The organism is Collinsella sp. AK_207A, from assembly GCF_902501965.1.
Lineage (GTDB): Bacteria > Actinomycetota > Coriobacteriia > Coriobacteriales > Coriobacteriaceae > Collinsella.
On the sequence record NZ_CABWID010000016.1, the window covers coordinates 118,749 to 136,339 of the forward strand.

13 protein-coding genes and 2 tRNA genes are annotated in these 17,591 nt (G+C 66.2%); 10 read left to right on the forward strand and 5 right to left on the reverse strand.

Annotated elements, in window-relative coordinates; translation table 11 throughout:
* The first annotated feature begins 229 nt into the window (after positions 1-229).
* The 4 genes from rpsA to GDJ97_RS06210 all read left to right on the forward strand — a co-directional run bounded on the left by rpsA (position 230) and on the right by GDJ97_RS06210 (position 4,947).
* Entirely contained in the window at positions 230-1,405 is a 1,176-nt protein-coding gene (gene rpsA / locus GDJ97_RS06195; protein ID WP_152070429.1) for a 30S ribosomal protein S1, read from the forward strand.
* A gap of 133 nt (positions 1,406-1,538) precedes the next feature.
* Positions 1,539-2,228 (forward strand): HAD hydrolase-like protein, encoded by a 690-nt coding sequence (locus GDJ97_RS06200; RefSeq protein ID WP_226808870.1) that lies wholly within the window; start codon positions 1,539-1,541, stop codon positions 2,226-2,228.
* Between the two features lie 30 nt (positions 2,229-2,258).
* Entirely contained in the window at positions 2,259-3,689 is a 1,431-nt protein-coding gene (locus GDJ97_RS06205; RefSeq protein WP_152070431.1) for a Sapep family Mn(2+)-dependent dipeptidase, read from the forward strand.
* A gap of 73 nt (positions 3,690-3,762) precedes the next feature.
* A complete protein-coding gene (locus GDJ97_RS06210; protein ID WP_152070432.1) occupies positions 3,763-4,947 on the forward strand; it encodes an aldo/keto reductase in 1,185 nt (394 codons plus the stop codon).
* Positions 4,948-4,965: 18 nt separating this feature from the next.
* On the opposite strand, the gene GDJ97_RS06215 is transcribed toward GDJ97_RS06210, so the two are convergent.
* Positions 4,966-5,943 (reverse strand): EamA family transporter, encoded by a 978-nt coding sequence (locus tag GDJ97_RS06215; RefSeq protein ID WP_226808871.1) that lies wholly within the window; start codon positions 5,941-5,943, stop codon positions 4,966-4,968.
* Positions 5,944-6,203: 260 nt separating this feature from the next.
* Between GDJ97_RS06215 and GDJ97_RS06220 the strand changes: the two genes are divergently transcribed.
* Together GDJ97_RS06220 and GDJ97_RS06225 are read left to right on the forward strand one after the other, a co-directional pair.
* A tRNA-His gene (locus tag GDJ97_RS06220) sits at positions 6,204-6,282 on the forward strand.
* A gap of 25 nt (positions 6,283-6,307) precedes the next feature.
* Positions 6,308-6,384, forward strand: a tRNA-Lys gene (locus GDJ97_RS06225).
* 383 nt (positions 6,385-6,767) lie between these two features.
* Here the strand turns inward: GDJ97_RS06225 and GDJ97_RS06230 are convergent.
* Positions 6,768-8,192 (reverse strand): glutamate-cysteine ligase family protein, encoded by a 1,425-nt coding sequence (locus GDJ97_RS06230; protein WP_152070433.1) that lies wholly within the window; start codon positions 8,190-8,192, stop codon positions 6,768-6,770.
* A gap of 180 nt (positions 8,193-8,372) precedes the next feature.
* On the opposite strand from GDJ97_RS06230, the gene GDJ97_RS06235 reads away from it, so the two are divergent.
* On the forward strand, positions 8,373-9,695 hold the full coding sequence (locus GDJ97_RS06235) for a lysylphosphatidylglycerol synthase transmembrane domain-containing protein (RefSeq protein ID WP_152070434.1): 1,323 nt from the start codon (positions 8,373-8,375) through the stop codon (positions 9,693-9,695).
* Between the two features lie 139 nt (positions 9,696-9,834).
* Here the strand turns inward: GDJ97_RS06235 and GDJ97_RS06240 are convergent, their stop codons facing one another.
* Genes GDJ97_RS06240 through GDJ97_RS06250 form a run of 3 tightly spaced genes read right to left on the reverse strand, consistent with a single transcriptional unit; the run spans position 9,835 to position 13,200 of the window.
* Positions 9,835-11,070, reverse strand: coding sequence for an ABC transporter permease (locus GDJ97_RS06240; RefSeq protein ID WP_152070435.1), 1,236 nt, complete (start codon positions 11,068-11,070; stop codon positions 9,835-9,837).
* The gene (locus tag GDJ97_RS06245) at positions 11,067-11,825 is read right to left on the reverse strand and encodes an ABC transporter ATP-binding protein (RefSeq protein ID WP_152070436.1); all 759 of its coding nucleotides are present in this window, start codon (positions 11,823-11,825) and stop codon (positions 11,067-11,069) included. Before GDJ97_RS06245 ends, GDJ97_RS06240 begins: the two co-directional genes overlap by 4 nt.
* Before the next feature lie 4 nt (positions 11,826-11,829).
* The gene (locus tag GDJ97_RS06250) at positions 11,830-13,200 is read right to left on the reverse strand and encodes an efflux RND transporter periplasmic adaptor subunit (RefSeq protein ID WP_152070437.1); all 1,371 of its coding nucleotides are present in this window, start codon (positions 13,198-13,200) and stop codon (positions 11,830-11,832) included.
* Between the two features lie 528 nt (positions 13,201-13,728).
* On the opposite strand from GDJ97_RS06250, the gene GDJ97_RS06255 reads away from it, so the two are divergent.
* The 3 genes from GDJ97_RS06255 (at position 13,729) to GDJ97_RS06265 (ending at position 17,589) form a co-directional block, all read left to right on the forward strand.
* Positions 13,729-15,387, forward strand: coding sequence for an ABC transporter substrate-binding protein (locus GDJ97_RS06255; RefSeq protein ID WP_152070438.1), 1,659 nt, complete (start codon positions 13,729-13,731; stop codon positions 15,385-15,387).
* Positions 15,388-15,576: 189 nt separating this feature from the next.
* Positions 15,577-16,617, forward strand: coding sequence for an ABC transporter permease (locus GDJ97_RS06260; protein ID WP_152070439.1), 1,041 nt, complete (start codon positions 15,577-15,579; stop codon positions 16,615-16,617).
* Between the two features lie 15 nt (positions 16,618-16,632).
* Positions 16,633-17,589: an ABC transporter permease gene (locus tag GDJ97_RS06265; protein WP_152070440.1), complete on the forward strand. Its 957-nt coding sequence runs from the start codon at positions 16,633-16,635 to the stop codon at positions 17,587-17,589.
* The last annotated feature ends 2 nt before the right edge of the window (positions 17,590-17,591 follow it).

A 17,591-nucleotide genomic window follows, 5' to 3' on the forward strand; every position in this document is an offset into this window, starting at 1 on the left:
CGCTGGGACATCGGGGGCTCCCGCGCGCATCGCCCCCCCATTGTACCCAGCGGGTACCGGTGCACGCGGGAACCTATGCCGCTCGCGTAAAACTTGGAGTTGAATCTTGAAATCCCGTGCAATTCCACGTAATCTTACGAATCGTGACTGTACGAGTGGTCACACCAAGTATCTGTCGGCCCCCGAGAGTATCGCAATCGGGGCCCCGTAGTTCGAAAGGGGTCCACCTTTGAGTGAGATTCAGAACTCGTCCATCTTCTCCCTTGACGATGTCAACGAGGAGGAGATGAACAACCTGATCGATGGCACCATCACCGATTTCGATGAAGGCGACCTGGTTGAAGGCAAGGTCGTTAACATCGGTCACGACGAGGTTCTCGTCGATGTCGGATACAAGTCCGAGGGTGTCATTCCTCTGCGCGAGCTCTCGATCCGCAAGGACGTCGATCCGTCCGATATCGTCAAGCTTGGCGATCCCATCGAGGTCATGGTCCTTCAGAAAGAGGACAAGGACGGCCGCCTGGTGCTCTCCAAGCGTCGCGCCGAGTACGAGAACGCCTGGAAGCGCATCGAGGAGAAGTTCCAGAAGGGCGAGAACGTCGAGGGCGAGGTCATCGAGGTCGTCAAGGGCGGCCTGATCCTCGACATCGGTCTGCGCGGCTTCCTGCCCGCCTCCCTCGTGGACCTTCGCCGTGTCAAGGACCTCACCTCCTATCTCGGCACCTCCATCGAGGCCCGCGTCATCGAGATGGACCGCAACCGCAACAACGTCGTGCTCTCCCGCCGCGTGGTGCTCGAGGAGTCCCGCAAGGCCGAGCGCTCCGAGGTCCTGCACAAGCTCAAGCCCGGTATGCGCCTCAAGGGCACCGTGTCCTCCATCGTGGACTTCGGCGCCTTCGTCAACCTGGGCGGCATCGACGGCCTCATCCACATCTCCGAGCTCTCCTGGAACCACGTCAACCATCCCTCCGAGGTCGTCAAGCTCGACCAGGAGGTCGAGGTCGAGGTGCTCGACGTGGACCTCAACCGCGAGCGCATCTCCCTGGGTCTCAAGCAGACCACCGAGGATCCGTGGCGCGCGCTGGTGAAGAAGTACCCCGTCGGCGCGATCGTCGAGGGCACCGTCACCAAGCTCGTCCCGTTCGGCGCGTTCGTCGACCTGGGCGATGGCATCGAGGGCCTGGTGCACATCTCCGAGATGGCCAAGCAGCATGTTGACCAGCCCAGCCAGGTCACTCACGTGGGCGACAAGGTGCAGGTCAAGGTCATGGAGATCGACCTCGATCGTCGTCGCATCTCCCTGTCCATGAAGGCCGCTGCCGAGACCCTCGGCATCGAGGTCGAGGTTGCCCCGCTGCCGTCCGAGAAGAAGGACGACGAGGCCGAGGCTGCCGACGCCGAGTAACCTTCGGTTCAAGCCCCTTCAAGAAACCCCGTGCCCCCGCAAGGGACGCGGGGTTTCTTCTTACCAGTTCGATTGCGCCGTCCGTTCGCCGACCAGCAGGCTGCGCTTGGCGGTGCAGATGAGAGGAATCGCCATGATGCAAGAGGGATGGGCGGAACGCCCCGTGGTGCTCTTTGACTTTGACGGCACCGTCGCCGATACCGCTCCCGGTGTGCTGCGCATCGCGCGCCTGGCGCTCGAGCGCGCCGGCAAGGCCGTACCGGACGAGCGAACGATGCTCCTGATGGTGGGCCCGCCGCTCGAGGAGGGCTTCAGGCTCGTCGGCGCGCGCGACGCCGCGGAAGCCGCCGCGCTCACCGCGGACTACCGCGTGCTCTTCGATGAGCTGCTCACCGTGGACGACTATCCGGTGTTTCCGGGCATGCGCGCGCTGCTTGCCGGCCTGCGCGCGCAGGGTCGCCGGCTCGCCATCGCCACCTCGCGCATGGAGGATACCGCCACGCGCATGGTGGGCGAGCTCGGCTTGCTCGACACCTTCGAGGCCGTGTGCGGACGGGTGCCGGGTGTGCGCTACTCCAAGGCCGAGTCCATCGCCGCAGCGCTCGGGGCGCTGGGAGCCGCGCCTTCCGAGGCCGTGATGGTGGGGGACCGCCATCATGATGTGGAAGGTGCCCGCGAACTCGGCATTCCCTGCATCGGTATCTACTCGGGCGGCGCCAGGGCGGGCGAGCACGAGGCCGCGGGCGCCGTGGCGGCGGCCCATGACGTAAGCGAGCTCGCTGCGCTCCTCGGTTGCCCGACGGACTCGGCTGCGGTACGGTGACGCGCGAGCATAACGGATAAGGAGGCTCTTATGGCTGAGAATCTGGAAACGGGCATCGACGCATACATCGACGAGGTGTGGGACGACGTGCTGGACGACATCGCCGCGCTCGTCGCCCATCCGTCCGTGGCGAATACGAGCCCGGTGGAGCCCGGTGCTCCCTATGGTCGCGATGTGCGCGCGGCGCTCGATTGCGCGCTGGGCATCGCGGCGCGGTTGGGCTACGAGGTCTCGGACGACGAGGGATACGTCGGCATCTGCGACATTCCCGGTGAGCGCGAGGAACAGGTTGCGACCATCGCCCACGTGGACGTGGTTCCCGCTGGTCCTGGCTGGGACGGCGACCCCTGGACCATGAGCCGCCGCGACGGCTGGCTCGTGGGCCGCGGTGTCATCGACGACAAAGGCCCTGCGGTGCTCGGTCTCTACGCGGGCGCGTACCTGCTGCGCCACGGCGTCACGCCGCGCTACACCGTCCGGGCGCTCTTGGGGTGCGACGAAGAGGTGGGCATGACGGACGTCCATCACTATCTGGAGGGACATCCCCAGCCGGCGTTCCTGTTCACGCCCGATGCGGAGTTCCCGGTCTGCAACGCGGAGAAGGGTTGCTTCGGTGCCACGTTCCTGAGCGCGCCCGTGTGCGACGGACGGATCGTCTCGTGGAGCGGGGCGGCGGCGACGAACGCCATCCCCGGTCAGTCCGAGCTGGTGCTCGCCGTCGACGCGTCCCGGTTGCCGGCGCCGCGCGCGCATGCCGACCGCATCTCGATCGAGGGCGGGGAGCCCGGGCGTGCCCGCGTCTTCGCCCAGGGCATCGGCGGCCATGCGTCGCTGCCTGCGGGCACGCTGAACGCCGTGGGGCTTCTGGTGGGCTATCTGACCGAGGCGACCGAGGCCGATCCCGAGCTGCTGGCGCCCGAGGAGCGGGAATTCCTCGGCCTGCTGACGCTGCTCCACGCTGATACCGCGGGAACCGCTGCGGGCATCGCGGCCGAGAGCGAGCATTTCAGCCCGCTCACCGTGAACGCGGGCACCATCGCCGTGCGCGCGGATGGTCGCCTGGAGCAGACCATCGACGTGCGCTTTCCCGACACGACGAGCGGCGAGGCCATCGAGGCGGCGCTGGCGCCCCTGGCGTCGGCGCATGGCGCCTCGATGGAGGTCACGCGCGTGAAGCCGCCGTTCCTCACCTCGGCCGACAGCCCCGCCGTGCAGACGCTGCTCTCGACCTACAATGAGGTGACCGGTGCCGATGCCCGCCCGTTCTCCATGGGTGGCGGGACGTACGCCCGCAACTTCGCGTGCGCGGTGTCGTTTGGCCCCGAGGTGCCCGGTACGGTGCTTCCCGCCTGGGGCGGCGCCATGCACGGCCCCAACGAGGTGGCGAACGAGGCTCAGCTCCGCGAGGCGCTGAAGATTTACATTCTGGCGATGCTGCGCCTGCAACAGGTCGAGCTGTAGGAATAGAGCGGCGGCGGGCAAGCGGGTTCTGCCTGTTGCCTCGCTGCCCCGTCGGCGCCAGGGGAGGGTGGACGTGCAGTATCGAGTGAATCCGAAGAACGGGGACCGTATCTCCGCCCTGGGTCTGGGTTGCATGCGGTTTCCCGGCTACGAACTGGGGCGGCCGAGCCAGCGCGCGGCGGAGGAGATCATTTCGCGCGCCGTCGAGCGGGGCGTGAACTATCTGGATACCGCGTATCTCTACCCCGGCAACGAGGCGTGCGTGGGCGAAGCGCTGCAGAAGCTGGGGCTGCGCGACCGCGTGCTCCTGGCGACCAAGCTGCCCCACGCGAGCTGCAAGAGGCCCGGGGATTTCGACCGTTTCTTCGAGGAGCAGCTCAAGCGCCTCAAGACCGATCGCGTCGACTACTATCTGATCCACAACGTGACGTCGCCGGCGCAGTGGGAGCGCCTCTGTCGTTTGGGCATCGAGGATTGGATTCGCCGGCAAAAGACCGCGGGACGCATTCGGCAGATCGGGTTCTCCTTCCATGGGAACGCGGGGGACTTTCCGGTCCTCTTGGATGCCTTCTCCTGGGATTTCTGTCAGATTCAGTACAACTACGCGAACGAGCGCTACCAGGCGGGAACGGCCGGGCTGCTGGCTGCCGCCGAGCGCGGCCTTGCGGTGTTCGTGATGGAGCCGCTGCTGGGCGGACGTCTTGCAGGCAGGTTGCCGAATGCTGCCAAGCGTGTGCTGCAAGATGCCGCCGATGCGCGGCTCAGGACGCCCGCCGACTGGGCGCTCGCCTGGGTCTGGAACCATCCGCAGGTGACGATGCTGCTTTCGGGTATGGGGTCTCCCGCCGAGGTGGATGCCAACGCCGCGCTGGCCGACGATGCGGTGCCGGGAAGCCTGAGCGCGGAACAGCTTGCCGCGATCTCGCGCGTGGTGGGGATCTTCCAGGCGGCGAACCGCGTTCCCTGCACGGGATGCGGCTACTGCATGCCGTGTCCGCGCGGCGTGCCGATCCCCAGTGCGTTTGCCGCGTACAACGCGAGCTACGCCCATGGCTGGATGACGGGCCTGCAGCAGTACTTCACCGCGAGCGCCGTGCGGACCGCGGAGCCGCGTCTGGTCTCCAACTGCACCAAGTGCGGCAAGTGCAAGCGTCATTGTCCGCAGGGCATCGACATCCCCGCTTGCTTGGACGACGTGCGCCACCGCTTTCAGCCCGGACCCGTCGATTGGGTGCTCACGCGCATGGCCCGCAGCTGAGAGGTTGCCTCTGAGAGCCTAGCTCCAGGCCGTCATCGCGAGCGTGCCCGCCACGATGAGGGCGAGGCCGATTGCCGCCATCTTGCTCAGGCGTTCGCCAAAGGCGAGGCGCGAGAACGCGATGGAGACGAGAATCGAGAGCTTGTCGATCTGCACGACCACGCTGACCTGCCCGATTTGCACCGCGTAGTAGTAGCACAGCCAGGATGCGCCGGTAGCGAGGCCGGAGACCACGAGGAAGCCGACCTCGTTCGCGGCGATGTGCCGCAGCCCCGCGAGCTTGCCGCGACAGGCGGCGATTCCCCATGCCAAGGCGAGGACCACGCAGGTGCGAAGCGCCGTTGCCAAGTTGGAGTCCACACCCTGGATGCCGACTTTCGCCAAGACGGAGGTCAGCGCAGCGAAGATGGCGGAGAGGACGGCGTAGACGAGCCAGGTACGCGATGTGGTCGCCGCAGCCGCGTCATCATGTCGCCGCTCGACCATGAGGAGCGTGCCGGCAAAGATGACCGCGATGCCCGCCAGTTTCACGCCCAGATAGCCCGTCTCGCCAAAGAGCGCGATGGCGAGGAGCGCCGAGAGCGCGCTGGAGCTCTTGTCGATGGGCACGATCTTGTTGACGTCGCCTTCGGCGAGCGCCTTGAAGTAGCAGATCCACGAGGCACCGGTCGCCGCCCCCGAGAGCGCGAGGAACAGATAGGACCGAGGGCTGATAGCCGCCAGCGCACTCGGCAGGTGGGGCACGGTGATCCCGGCCATGAGCCAGGCAAAGACGAGCACCACCGTGGTGCGCAGCGCCGTGGCCAGGTCCGAGTCAACGGTGCGCATGCCGCATTTGGCGAGAATCGATGTCAGGCCCGCGAAGAGCGCGGAGCCGGCCGCGGCGATGATCCAGATATCCAACGTCTCCTCCTCGGGACGGGGCACGGCTGGCCTCTCCGTCCGCGTGCCGTTGCCATGATAGTGCTCGGGCAGGCGGGTGGCGCCCAAGTTCATGTTGGGTTCATCTGGGGGCAAGCTGGCGTTTCGGTGCAGCCCGTATGGTGAGGGGCGTACGGTCGATCATCGAAAGGAACGCCCCATGGAAGCCGTCTTCCTCTCATTCATGGATCGGTTTGGGTACCTCGCCGTGGCAGGTAGGGGAAAACGGTGGCAGTCGCACCGCTGCGATGGCTCGGAAAAAAACTTGAAATTGGGGCTTGCGTCGCGTGAGACGAGAGTGCATAATAACCAAGCGCTGCGCGAGAGGCACACACGGTGGGTGTAGCTCAGTTGGCTAGAGCGACGGGTTGTGGTCCCGTAGGTCGAGGGTTCGAGTCCCTTTACCCACCCCCAGCAACTCTCAGCAGCAGACATAGTTGGACCGTTAGCTCAGCTGGCTAGAGCAGGGGACTCTTAATCCCAAGGTCCAGGGTTCGAATCCCTGACGGTCCACCACGAAATCCAAGGTAGCGGCTCTGAGAAAGGGCCGCTATTGTTGTTTAGCACGTTTGTTTGACGGGATCCGCTCCGCTCTATCACAAGGCGATCGAGAGGGCGCGATGGCTCAAGATACGGACAGTGGCTTCGAGACGGTTGAGTGGCTTATGGTCCATGACGATTCTGTGCTGACGAGTGCTGACCGTGCCGTTCCAGAGCGGCTGCGGTCCTCCGAGGATTACCGAGAATTCTCCGATGGGCTTGACCGGGAACTCGCAGAATTGATGGGAAGCCGGGTCCGCCTCGCCCACGAGAGACCGAGCAGCAGTCCGGGGAACGGCTCCATAGCTTTTCAAGGCCCTCCGAGGCTGCCCAGAACCGCTTCCGGGGCCCGTCCGACCTTACCAGTCATCGCGCGGCAAGCGGCGCTTCTTCCACATATCGCGCAGCAGCTCGATGCCCTCCAAGTCGAAGTCGTTCGCGGCGCCGGCGCCCTCGCGCACCACGGGCACGGTCACGCTCGCGGGGGCGTCCGAGCCCACGCCCGTGCAGCCATGGCCGCCGAAGACGTTCTCGAGCGCGATGTCTGCCAGCGCGTCCACGAAATCCGTGGCGAGCACGCCGTACACGCGGGCCGACCAGCCGCGCTCGTGCAGCGCCAGGCGCGCGGCCACGCAATCGTTCTCGTCCATGCCCGCAAAGCCCTGGGGCATCCAGGCGGAAAGCCGGTCCGCCAGCTTGGCCTCGAGGCACCGGTCGTAGAGCAGCGCGCCGGTAAAGCTCGTGCACGCGGCAGCAAGGCGCGGGGAGAGCGAGTCCATCTCGCGCAGCTCCACGAAACCCTTCAGGCGCACGTTGGGGAACACCATCGAGAGCAGGTGCTGCAGCTCTGACTTCTCAAGCGGCCGCTCGGACATGATGTCGCGCGTGTAGAGGTTGCCGGTCGAGGTGGTCGTGTGCGCGGCATCGGTGAAGAGGATGGGCTTCACGCTTGACACCCAGAGCACATAGTCCTCGAACGAGAGACCCTCGAGCGAACCCGGCACGATGCCGCAGCGGTCAACATCCACGTGGCGCCAGATGCGCGAGCGCGCCATGCCCCGGCCCTGCTCGCCGCGAAACACCGGCGAGTTGTCGAACAGGAAGGCGAAGAGCGGGCCCAGGTAGGTCGCCATGCGATAGATGCGCTGGCAATCCTCCTCGCTCTCGTAGTCGAGCGAGACCTGCGTGGACGCCGTGCAGCGCATCATGTCGCGCGCGTAGCGGCCGCGGCGGCTGAGGTAGGCGTCCATGTCCGCGTAGCGCTCCTTGGGGATGAGCATCAGCTCCTCCGGCGCGCTCACGGCCGGGTCGTAGCCGATAGCGACCAGGTGCGCGCCCGCGAGCCCCGCGGCGGGGAGCGTCGTCTCGATCCACTCGTCCACTGCGTGGACGGCGTCGTAGAGTGCCTTCACGGTATGTGCGGGACCAGCGGAAACCTCGAGCTGCGCGGCCGGTTCGAGCGAGATGGCCACCGTCACATCCTCGCCGTCGGTCGGCACGTCGAAGGTCATGCCGAGCAGGTGGCCGTCGATGTAGACGAGTTCGTCTTCCGCACGGTCCTCGGCGAGCTTCTCGAGCAGCGCGGAGACGCCATGCTCCCCGGCGAAGGGAACGGGCTCGCCCTCGGCGGTGAGCAGGATGCGCTCGAGCTCGAAACCGATGCGCTTGCCCGCCGGGTCTTTCTCGCCGCGGGCGAGGATGCCGACCATGGCGTCTAGGTTCTGGCGGAACGCCCCGGTAAAGGTGGGGATACGGGTCTGATCGCTGCGCGTTGACGCTGGCATGGGACCTCCTTGCGGATGGATATGCGGTCCGCTGCATCATACCCCGCCCGGGCGAGCTCATGCGGCCGCGCTCGCGCCTTCTGGGCATCGCCTGTGGCTTTGCGTCCGACGCCCGCGCGACCTTGCCGCCGCGGCTACAATAGACAGGTTGAGGCAACGAGTGACCGTAAGGGAAGCCCCATGGCCTATTCTCATTCCAAATCTGCGCCCAAGCCCCAGGTGGACGCCCAGCCCGCGGGCGACGACCGCAAGGGCGCCCGCCGCGGTGCCATCTTCATCGTGCTGGCGCTCGCCGCGTTCTGCGTCTACCTGGTGGTGACGGGCCAGGTGGCCCAGTTCATGGCCGCGCTCGCCACCGTGCAGGTGCCCTGGCTCCTCGTGGCGTGCCTGTGCATGCTCCTCTACCTGGTGTTCGGTATCATCGCCTACGCCATCGCTGTGTGGCTGGACCCGGTGTCGCCGGTGGGCATCCGCGACCTCGTCTCCGTTGAGGCGAGCGGCATCTTCTTCGGCAACCTGACGCCCATGATGATGGGGTCCACACCCGCCCAGATCTACCGGCTCACCAAGGCCGGGCAGGACGTGGGCGAGGCCGGCGCCACGCAGTTCACGCGCTTCATCGTGTACCAGTTCGGTCTGGTGGCATGGGGTGCCATCCTGCTCGCCGCGCGTCTGCCCTTCTTCGTTGACCGCTATCCGGATGTGCAGGCGCTCACCATCCTCTGCGTGTTCAGCTTTGGCGGGCACGTGTGCATCCTGCTCGGCATCTTCGCCGTGGCGCTGCTGCCGGGTCCCGTCTCCAAGCTCGCCCACTGGATCATCTCGCTGCTGGGCCGCCTGGGCTTCGCGCGCGACAAGGTGGAGGCTTGGCATGAGTTCGTGGACGGCGAGGTGCACTCCTTCTCCGAGAAGTTCCGCCTCTCGGCGGGGCACACCTCCTCCATGGCGCTCACCGTGGTGATCACCATGATGCAGCTCGCGTTCTTCTACCTGGTGCCGTACTTCCTCATGCTCGCGTTCGGCCACCACGACGTCGACTTCCTGTCCGTCATGGCGGCGAGCGCGTTCGTGCAGCTGCTCTCCTCGGCCGTGCCGCTGCCGGGCGGCACGGGTGGCGCCGAGGGCGGTTTCGCGCTGTTCCTGGGGCACTTCTACGGCAGCGCCGCCACGGCGGGCTACCTGCTCTGGCGCCTCATCAGCTTCATCGCTCCCACCATCCTGGCGGCTCCGCTCCTGGGTCTGCGCAGCGCGCACAACGAGAGTATCCACCAGCGCTGGGACCGCCTGATGGTTCGCCTGGGCCGTGAGCCCTCCCGTCCCGCGCCAACGGTTCAAGCGTCTCGTCCCCACGGGCAGCACCGCCATCATTCCACGCCCGTTCACCATGGCGATGTGGTGGTGGAACCCAAACCCGCGCGCGAGGCAAAGCCTAAGGCCCGCCCGCTCGTTCGCCAGACCGCGGACGGCATCACCGTGTCGCCCAAGGCGCTACGACGGAAGTAGCCGGCACGCCCGCGCGGCCCGCTCCCGTGGCTTGCGGCCCGCGCGGCCCGCTCCCAAAACAGGCCCGTACACGAAGACGGCCTGCTGGCATCGCAGCCAGCGGGCCGTCCGTTGTTTCGATTCCCTCGCGGTTGCGTGCCTACTGGTACCGCAGGCACTCCACCGGGTCGAGCCGCGACGCGCGCCGGGCAGGGTAGTAACCGAAGACAAGGCCGATGCCCACGGAGATGCCCACTGCCACGACCACGGTGACGAGCGAGATGCTCGGCGCCAGGCTCGTCTCGGTGCCGCCGGTGAGCGAGCCGATGAGCCCCAGCTGGCCCGCGGCGACGCAGAGGCCCCAGCTCGCCAGGTAGCCGAGCACGATCCCGATGACGCCGCCGGCAACGGTGAGCGCTGCGGACTCCGCCAGGAACTGCCGGGTGATGTCGCCGCGCGTGGCGCCGAGCGCCCGGCGCACGCCGATCTCGCGGATGCGCTCCGTCACGTTGGTGAGCATCATGTTCATGATGCCGATGCCGCCCACGAGCAGTGAGATGCCCGCCACCGAGCCGGCGATGAGCTGGAACGAGCCCATGTACTGGTTGAAGTTGTCGATCTGTGACTTCATGGTGTAGGTCCAGATCGTGTCGTCTACCTGGTCCTCGGGCACGCCCTTGATGCTCGCGAGCGCGTTCCTGATGGTGCCGGCGGCCTCGTCCACGTCCACGCCCTCGCGGACCAGGCCGAAGACCGGGCCCAGGTGCTCGTGTCCGCCGTTGAAGTCGTCCGTCACCGTCTGCGCGGGCATGAAGACGTTGACGTAGTCATCCGAGCCACCGCCGTACATGCCGTCCTCGGTCACGCCGATGATCTGGTAGCTCTTGCCGTTCAGCTCGAGGGACTTGCCCACGGCTTCCACGTCGGGGCTGCCGAAGAGTACCTTCAGCCCGGAGCGCGAGAGCACGGCCACGCGGGCGCCGGCATCCTCCTCCGCGGGCGTGAACAGGCGGCCTTGGATGAGGTCGATGGCGCCCGTCATCTCAAAATACCGCTTGGAGCCGCCCGTGAGGCCCACGTAGACGTTCTTGCCGTCGACTTTCATCTGCGTGCCGCCGGAGGTGCTGCCCTCGATCGCCTCGAGCCCGGGCACCATGGAGGCGAGCTTGTCCAGGTCCTTCTGCCTGAGCTCGCCTCCGCCGTAGCCGATGTTCACGAGCCGGGCGGCGTTCAGGCCGAGACTGCTCACCAGGCTTTGCTGCACGCCGCCGATGAGCGAGGTCATGGCGATCACGGCGGAGATGCCGATCACGATGCCCAGGATGGTGAGCGTGGAGCGGCCGCGGTTGGCCTCGAGGGCGCGCGCCGCCTCGCGGATCAGGTCGCGGATGCTCATGCGGAGACTCCCTTCGCGGGGGCGGGGGCGGGCGTAGAGACGGGCGCGACGGCCGGGGCCGACGTCGCCGCCTCTGCCGGGTGGTGCAGCCGCCCGTCCCGGATCTCGACCACGCGGTCGGCCGCGGCGGCCACGCTCGGGTCGTGGGTGATGAGCACGATGGTCTTGCCCGCGGCGTTCAGCCGATGGAAGGTCTCGAGCACCATGCGGCCGGTGGCGGTGTCCAGGTTGCCCGTGGGCTCGTCGGCGAGGATGATCGCCGGGTCGTTCACGAGCGCGCGGGCGATGGCCACGCGCTGCATCTGGCCGCCGGAGAGCTCGTTGGTGCGGTGGTCGTAGTGGTCCGCGGGCAGGCCCGCCGCCGCGAGGGCCGCCACGGCCCGCTGCTCGCGCTCGCGACGCGGGCAGTCGGTGTAGACGAGCGGGAGCTCCACGTTGTCGAGCACGCTCATGCGCGGGAGCAGGTTGAAGCTCTGGAACACGAAGCCGATTCGCTCGGCGCGGACCTCGGCGAGCTCGTCGTCGTCGAGCTCGGCCACGTTCAGTCCCTCGAGCAGGTAGGTTCCCGAGGTCGGTGTGTCCAGGCACCCCAGGATGTTCATGAGGGTGGACTTGCCGGAACCGGAGGGGCCGGTGATGGCCAGGAACTCGCCGGCGGCCACGGTGAGCGAGATATCGTGCAGCACGTGCGCGAGACCGGCTTCCGTCTCGAAGATGCGGTGCACGTGCCGGATGTCGATGATGGGGGCTGCCACGGCGCTACTCCGCGTTCGCGCTGGCGGGCCTGTCGGTGCTAGCGACGACCTCGCCGCCCGCCGCGGCGGCGCCCGTGGAACCGGAGCCGTCGTCCGCGCTCATGCCGCCCGAGATGACGAGCACGTCGCCCTCGTCCACGGAGCCGGGCTCCACCACGGCGAGGTCGTCGTTCCTGGTCTTCACCGTCACGTCGCGCTGCTCGTAGGCATGCGTAGACGCGTCAGTCTCGACGTTCACGTAGTAGTGCTCGCCGTCATCGCTCTGGAGCGCCATCACGGGCACCATCAGGGCGTCGTCGATCTTCTCGATAGTGAGCGAGACCTGCGCCGTCATGCCGGACTTCAGGCGCGGGTCGGGCTGGGGGATCAGCACGTCCACGGCGTAGGTGACGCCGGAGCCGCCGCCGTCGTAGGAGCCGGCGTCCGTGGCCGTGGACGAGATGGAGGCGATGTTCGTCACCGTGCCCGCGAGCGAGACCCCCTCGAGCGCGGGGAAGGTGATCGTGGCCGCCTGGTCGCGCGCCACCTTCTCGATGCTCTTCTCGTCTACCTGGATACGGACCTTCATCTGCGAGAGGTCGGCCACCTGCACGAGCGGGTCGGTGCCCGTCTGGGCGCGCGGGCCCACCATGGCGCCCACCTTGGCGTTCATGGTGATAACGGTGCCGTCGGACTGCGCGCGCACCTGGCGCTTGGCGTCGGCGTCGGCCACCACCTGGTTGTAGTCCTCCTGGGCCTGGGCCACGGCGCTGTCCGCGGCGGAGAGCGTGGACTTGTCGGGGAGGGACGCCATGCCGGAATCGTCCGCGTTGTAGGCGTCGACCTGCTGGTTGTAGGCGTTATAGGCATCCTTCTGGCTCGCCTTGGCGCTGTTCAGAGCCTTCGCCGCCGCGTCCACCGACTGGTCCACAGCATCGCTCTTCACGGTGAAGAGCACGTCGCCCTTCTTGACCGCCTGGCCCTCGGCCACGCGCACCTCGGCGATGGTCCCGTCCACCTCGGAGGTCGCCACGGTGGAGGAGAGCGGCTGGAGGGAGCCCTTGGCGTCCACCTCGGTGGTGAAGGTGCCGCGCGTGACCGCATCGGTCACCGGCTCCATGTTCTGCTCGGGCTGGCGGGAGAGGAGCATGGTGGCGCCCACCGCCAGGAGCACCACGGCGAGGACGACGACGCCGGCGATCACGCGCCGGCGGATCTTCTTCCGCCGGCGCTCGGCGCGACGCTCCTTCAGTTTGGCGTAGGCCTCGTCGGCCGTGGGGTCGGCACCGGCGGCGCTCACCGCCCCGATGACGTCGAGCGCGTTCGTGCTCGACGCCCCAAGCTGCTTGTCCGCGCTGGGTTCGAGCTCGTTGTTCCCGTTGGTCTGGTCCGTCATGGGCTGCTCCTCAGGTTAGGGGGTGGCGGGAAGATGGTTCGGGCCCGGGCGGGTGCGGACCGCGACCGGTCGCGATGAACGCGTATCTCCTCCATGCTACCGTATTCAGGGGCGGCGGCCTCTGCCTTTCGACAGATGACAAAACCGTAAGATTGAACGTAAAATCCCATAAGCCTGCGCGGCGCAACGGCCTCCGGGCACCGGTCCCGCGGACACTCTGGTATGTGGAACCAAGGCCACGGGGAAATGATTCTGTAACGAACATGCATGAGATTGCGGTGATGGTGCATAATACCCAGCAAATACTGCAGCTAGATAAAGTGCCAAAGGAAGACTTGCCGAAATAAAGCTGACGTGATTCTTTTTTACGCTAAAGTATGACAAACGTATACGCCGTGTAAGCTCCCAGAACAGCCAGGGTACACGGCGATGCGCATCGACGCGCCAGGCATAGTGCAGGCGGAGGCGGGGAAGGGCCCACGCCACCGTCAGGCGCCTCGGGAAGGCATTCATCTTAAGGAGGATGGCATGGCTGAAACCAAGATCACCCGTCGTGCGTTCGTGGGCGGCTCCCTCGCCGCGAGCGCGCTGGCCGCGCTTGCCGCGTGCGGCCAGAAGAAGGCCGCTACCACCGGTTCCGGTAGCGCCGCTGCCGACAACCCCACCGCCACCGGCAACACCCTGGTGTTCTACATCAACGACCCTGTTGCCATCGACCCCTACAACCTGCAGGAGTCCGAGGGCGCCCAGGTCGGCCAGATCCTCTTCGACTCCCTGGTCGACTGGGACTTCGAGAAGAACGAGTGGGCCTACGCCGCGGCCGAGAGCCACACGGTTTCCGAGGACGGTCTGACCTACACCTTCACCCTGAAGGACGCCACCTTCCACAACGGTGACAAGGTCGACGCCGCTTCCTTCAAGCGCGGCTGGGAGCGCCTGCTCGATTCCAAGATGAAGACCCCGGGCGAGATCGGCTACCACCTGGCCCCCGTCGCCGGCTACCAGGACATGGTCGACGGCAAGGCCACGGAGCTCTCCGGCGTGAAGGCTGTGGACGAGAAGACCCTCGAGGTCACCCTCTCCGCCCCGATGGGCGACTTCATGGCTGTGCTCTGCCACCCGGGTCTGGCCCCGGTGCCCAAGGCCGCCGTGGACGACCCCGACAGCTTCCTGCTCGCCCCGATCGGCAACGGCCCCTTCAAGATGGACGGCAAGTGGGAGTCCGGCCAGTACATCGACGTCGTGAAGTTCGACGACTACTACGGCGACGCGCCCAAGATCGACGGCGTGCACTTCTCCATCCAGAAGGACCCGGACACCGCGTTCCGTGAGTTCGAGGCTGGCAACATCGACTTCTGCCAGATTCCGACCGGCCGCCTGAAGGAGAATGCCAAGAAGTACGGCGAGGCCGAGGACGGCTACACCGTCACCCCGAAGCACCAGGCGCTCTTCGGTTCCGAGATGTCCACCTACTACCTGGCCTGCAACCTTAAGGACGAGACGATCGCCAACAAGGACCTGCGTCATGCCATCTCCCTGGCCATCAACCGCCAGAACATCGTGGACACCCTCTTCGAGGGCAAGCGCACCCCGGCCACCTGCATCTTCCCGCCGCTGATCGACTCCGATTCCTCCAACGCCTGGAAGTATTGCCCCGCCGAGCCCGATGTGGAGCAGGCCAAGAAGATCATCGCCGACGCCGGCCTCGAAGGCACCGAGGTCACCCTCAACTACAACTCCGGCGGCGGCCACGAGGATATCATGTCCATCGTGCAGTCCGACCTGGAGGCCGTGGGCCTGAAAGTCACCCAGTCCGCGCAGGAGTGGGCCGCCTACCTGGACAGTCTGACCAACGGTAACTTCCAGCTGGGCCGTCTGGGCTGGATCGCCGACTATCCCACCATGGATAACTTCATCTACCCCAACTTCTTCTCCACGGCCGACAACAACTACTCCAAGTACAACAACCCGGAGCTGGACGCCGCCACGGAAGCGGCCCGTCAGATTCAGGACGAGACCGAGCGCAAGGCCAAGTACCGCGAGATCAACCAGATGGCCGGCGAGGACCTGCCCATCATCCCCATCATGTGGTACTCGCACGTGCACATCGGCTCCGAGCGCGTCAAGACCCTGTTCTACGATCCGCAGGGCAAGGCCGACCTCGACAAGGCCGAGCTGAACGCCTAATATTTCTCCGCTGTTGAAAAGCCGCTAGGCACTTTTTCGCGGGACGTCGGCCTGAACAACCGACGTCCCGCTTGGCGGTTTCTCACGCCGGCTGCGTCATCATCGCCTCTCCCCTGAGGTCCACCTGGCCCGAGGAGATGCGACGATGACGTAGCGTGCGGACCTATTGGACACGACAGAGGGGTGCAGATGCTCAAGTACATCCTCAAACGAGTTCTCCAGTTCATACCGGTTTTCCTCGGTGTGACGATCATCCTCTTCGCCATGGAGAACATCGTCCCGGGCGATCCGATTAAGCTCATGGCGGGCGAGAAGAAACTCGACCCCCAGACCGAGATCAACCTCCGTGCCTCCTTCCACCTCATTCAGACGGACGCGGACGGCAACCCGATCTACGACGAGAACGGCGACACCATCGAGACGCCCATGTGGGAGCGCTGCGCGCTCTACGTGAACGGCCTGCTCCACGGCGACCTGGGCATCTCGTACCAGCGTAAGGGTCAGGCGGTGGCCGACATCCTGGGTGCCAAGTACCCCTACACCTTCAAGCTCGCCGTGGTGGCCATCGTGCTCGAGGCCGTGGTGGGCATCGGTGCCGGCCTGGTCTCCGCCATCAAGCGCTACAGCTTCTGGGACGTGTTCGTCACGCTGACCACGTCCATCCTGGTGGCCATGCCCGCGTTCTGGTTAGGCATGTTGCTCCAGCTCTTCTTCGGCGTGTATTTGAAAGACTGGACGGGCGGTGCCTTCTACCTTCCCATCTCCGCTGACTTTAGCCCGAGCGCGGTCTTCGATGAGGGCATGTACTACATCCTGCCCGCCATCACCCTGGCCTCCGTTTCCACCGCGTACGCCGCGCGTATCATGCGCAGCCAGCTGCTCGAGGTCATGAACCAGGACTACATCCGCACCGCGCGCGCCAAGGGCCTTTCCGGTCGCCAGGTGATCTGGCGCCATGCGTTGAAGAACGCCATGATTCCCGTCGTCACCTACATTGGCAACGACTTCGGTGCCATGATGGCCGGCGCCATCCTCACCGAGACGGTGTTCAACTGGCCGGGCGTGGGTTACGAGACCTACCGCGCCATCAACCAGCGCGACTGGCCCATCGTGCTCGGCTCCGTGACGGTGATCGTCATCCTGGTGATGGTCATCAACCTGCTCGTCGATATCAGCTACGCCTTCCTTGATCCGCGCATTCGCTACGGCGCGCCCAAGGACGAGGCCTAAGAAGGGAGGCAGCAGATGACTGAACAGAAGAGCCCTCTTCAGAGCAACGGGGCCGCTCAGGTGGATGCGTCCGCCGACGCCAAGGCCGGCGCCGTGCCCCAGAAGTCCCGCACCCTGTGGGGCGACGCGTGGAAGCGCCTGCGCCGCAACAAGCTCGCCATGATCGGTCTGATCTGGATCATCATCATGGTCGTGATCGCGCTCTCCGCCGACCTGTGGGTCCCGCACGTGCTCGGTAACCCCACGCAGGCGGACTCCTCGACCATGCTCGCCAACTCGCGCCTGGCGCCCTCGCTCGAGCACCCGTTCGGCACCGATACCCTCGGTCGCGACGTGCTCTCCCGCGTGATCTACGGCGCGCGCGTGTCGTTGGCCGTCGGCGTGCTCGCCACGGCCATCTCCACGGCCATCGGCCTCGTGCTCGGTGCCCTCGCTGCGTTCTACGGCGGTATCTGGGACACCATCATCATGCGCTGTGCCGACATCTTCATGGCGTTCCCGTACACGCTCTTCGTGATCGCCATGATCGCGGTGCTCGGCAACGGCATCCAGAACGTGTTCATCGCCATCGGCATCCTGGGCTGGCCCTCCATCGCCCGCGTGTTCCGCTCCGCCATCCTCACGGTGAAGGAGAATGACTACGTGGACGCGGCACGCGCCATGGGCGCTTCCGATGCGCGCATCATCGCTCGTCACATCTTCCCCAACTCTGTGGCTTCCATCGTGGTGTACGCCACCATGAACGTGGGCGGTGCCATCCTCACCGAGAGCGCGCTCTCGTTCCTGGGCATGGGCGTTGTCCCGCCCGATCCCTCCTGGGGCAACCTGATCGAGGACGGCCAGAAGTACCTGGCCACGCAGCCCTGGCTCATGCTGATGCCGGGTCTGGCGATTCTCACCACGGTGCTCGCCTTCACCCTGCTGGGCGACGGCCTGCGCGATGCCCTGGACGTCAAGATGAAGGATGCGTAAGC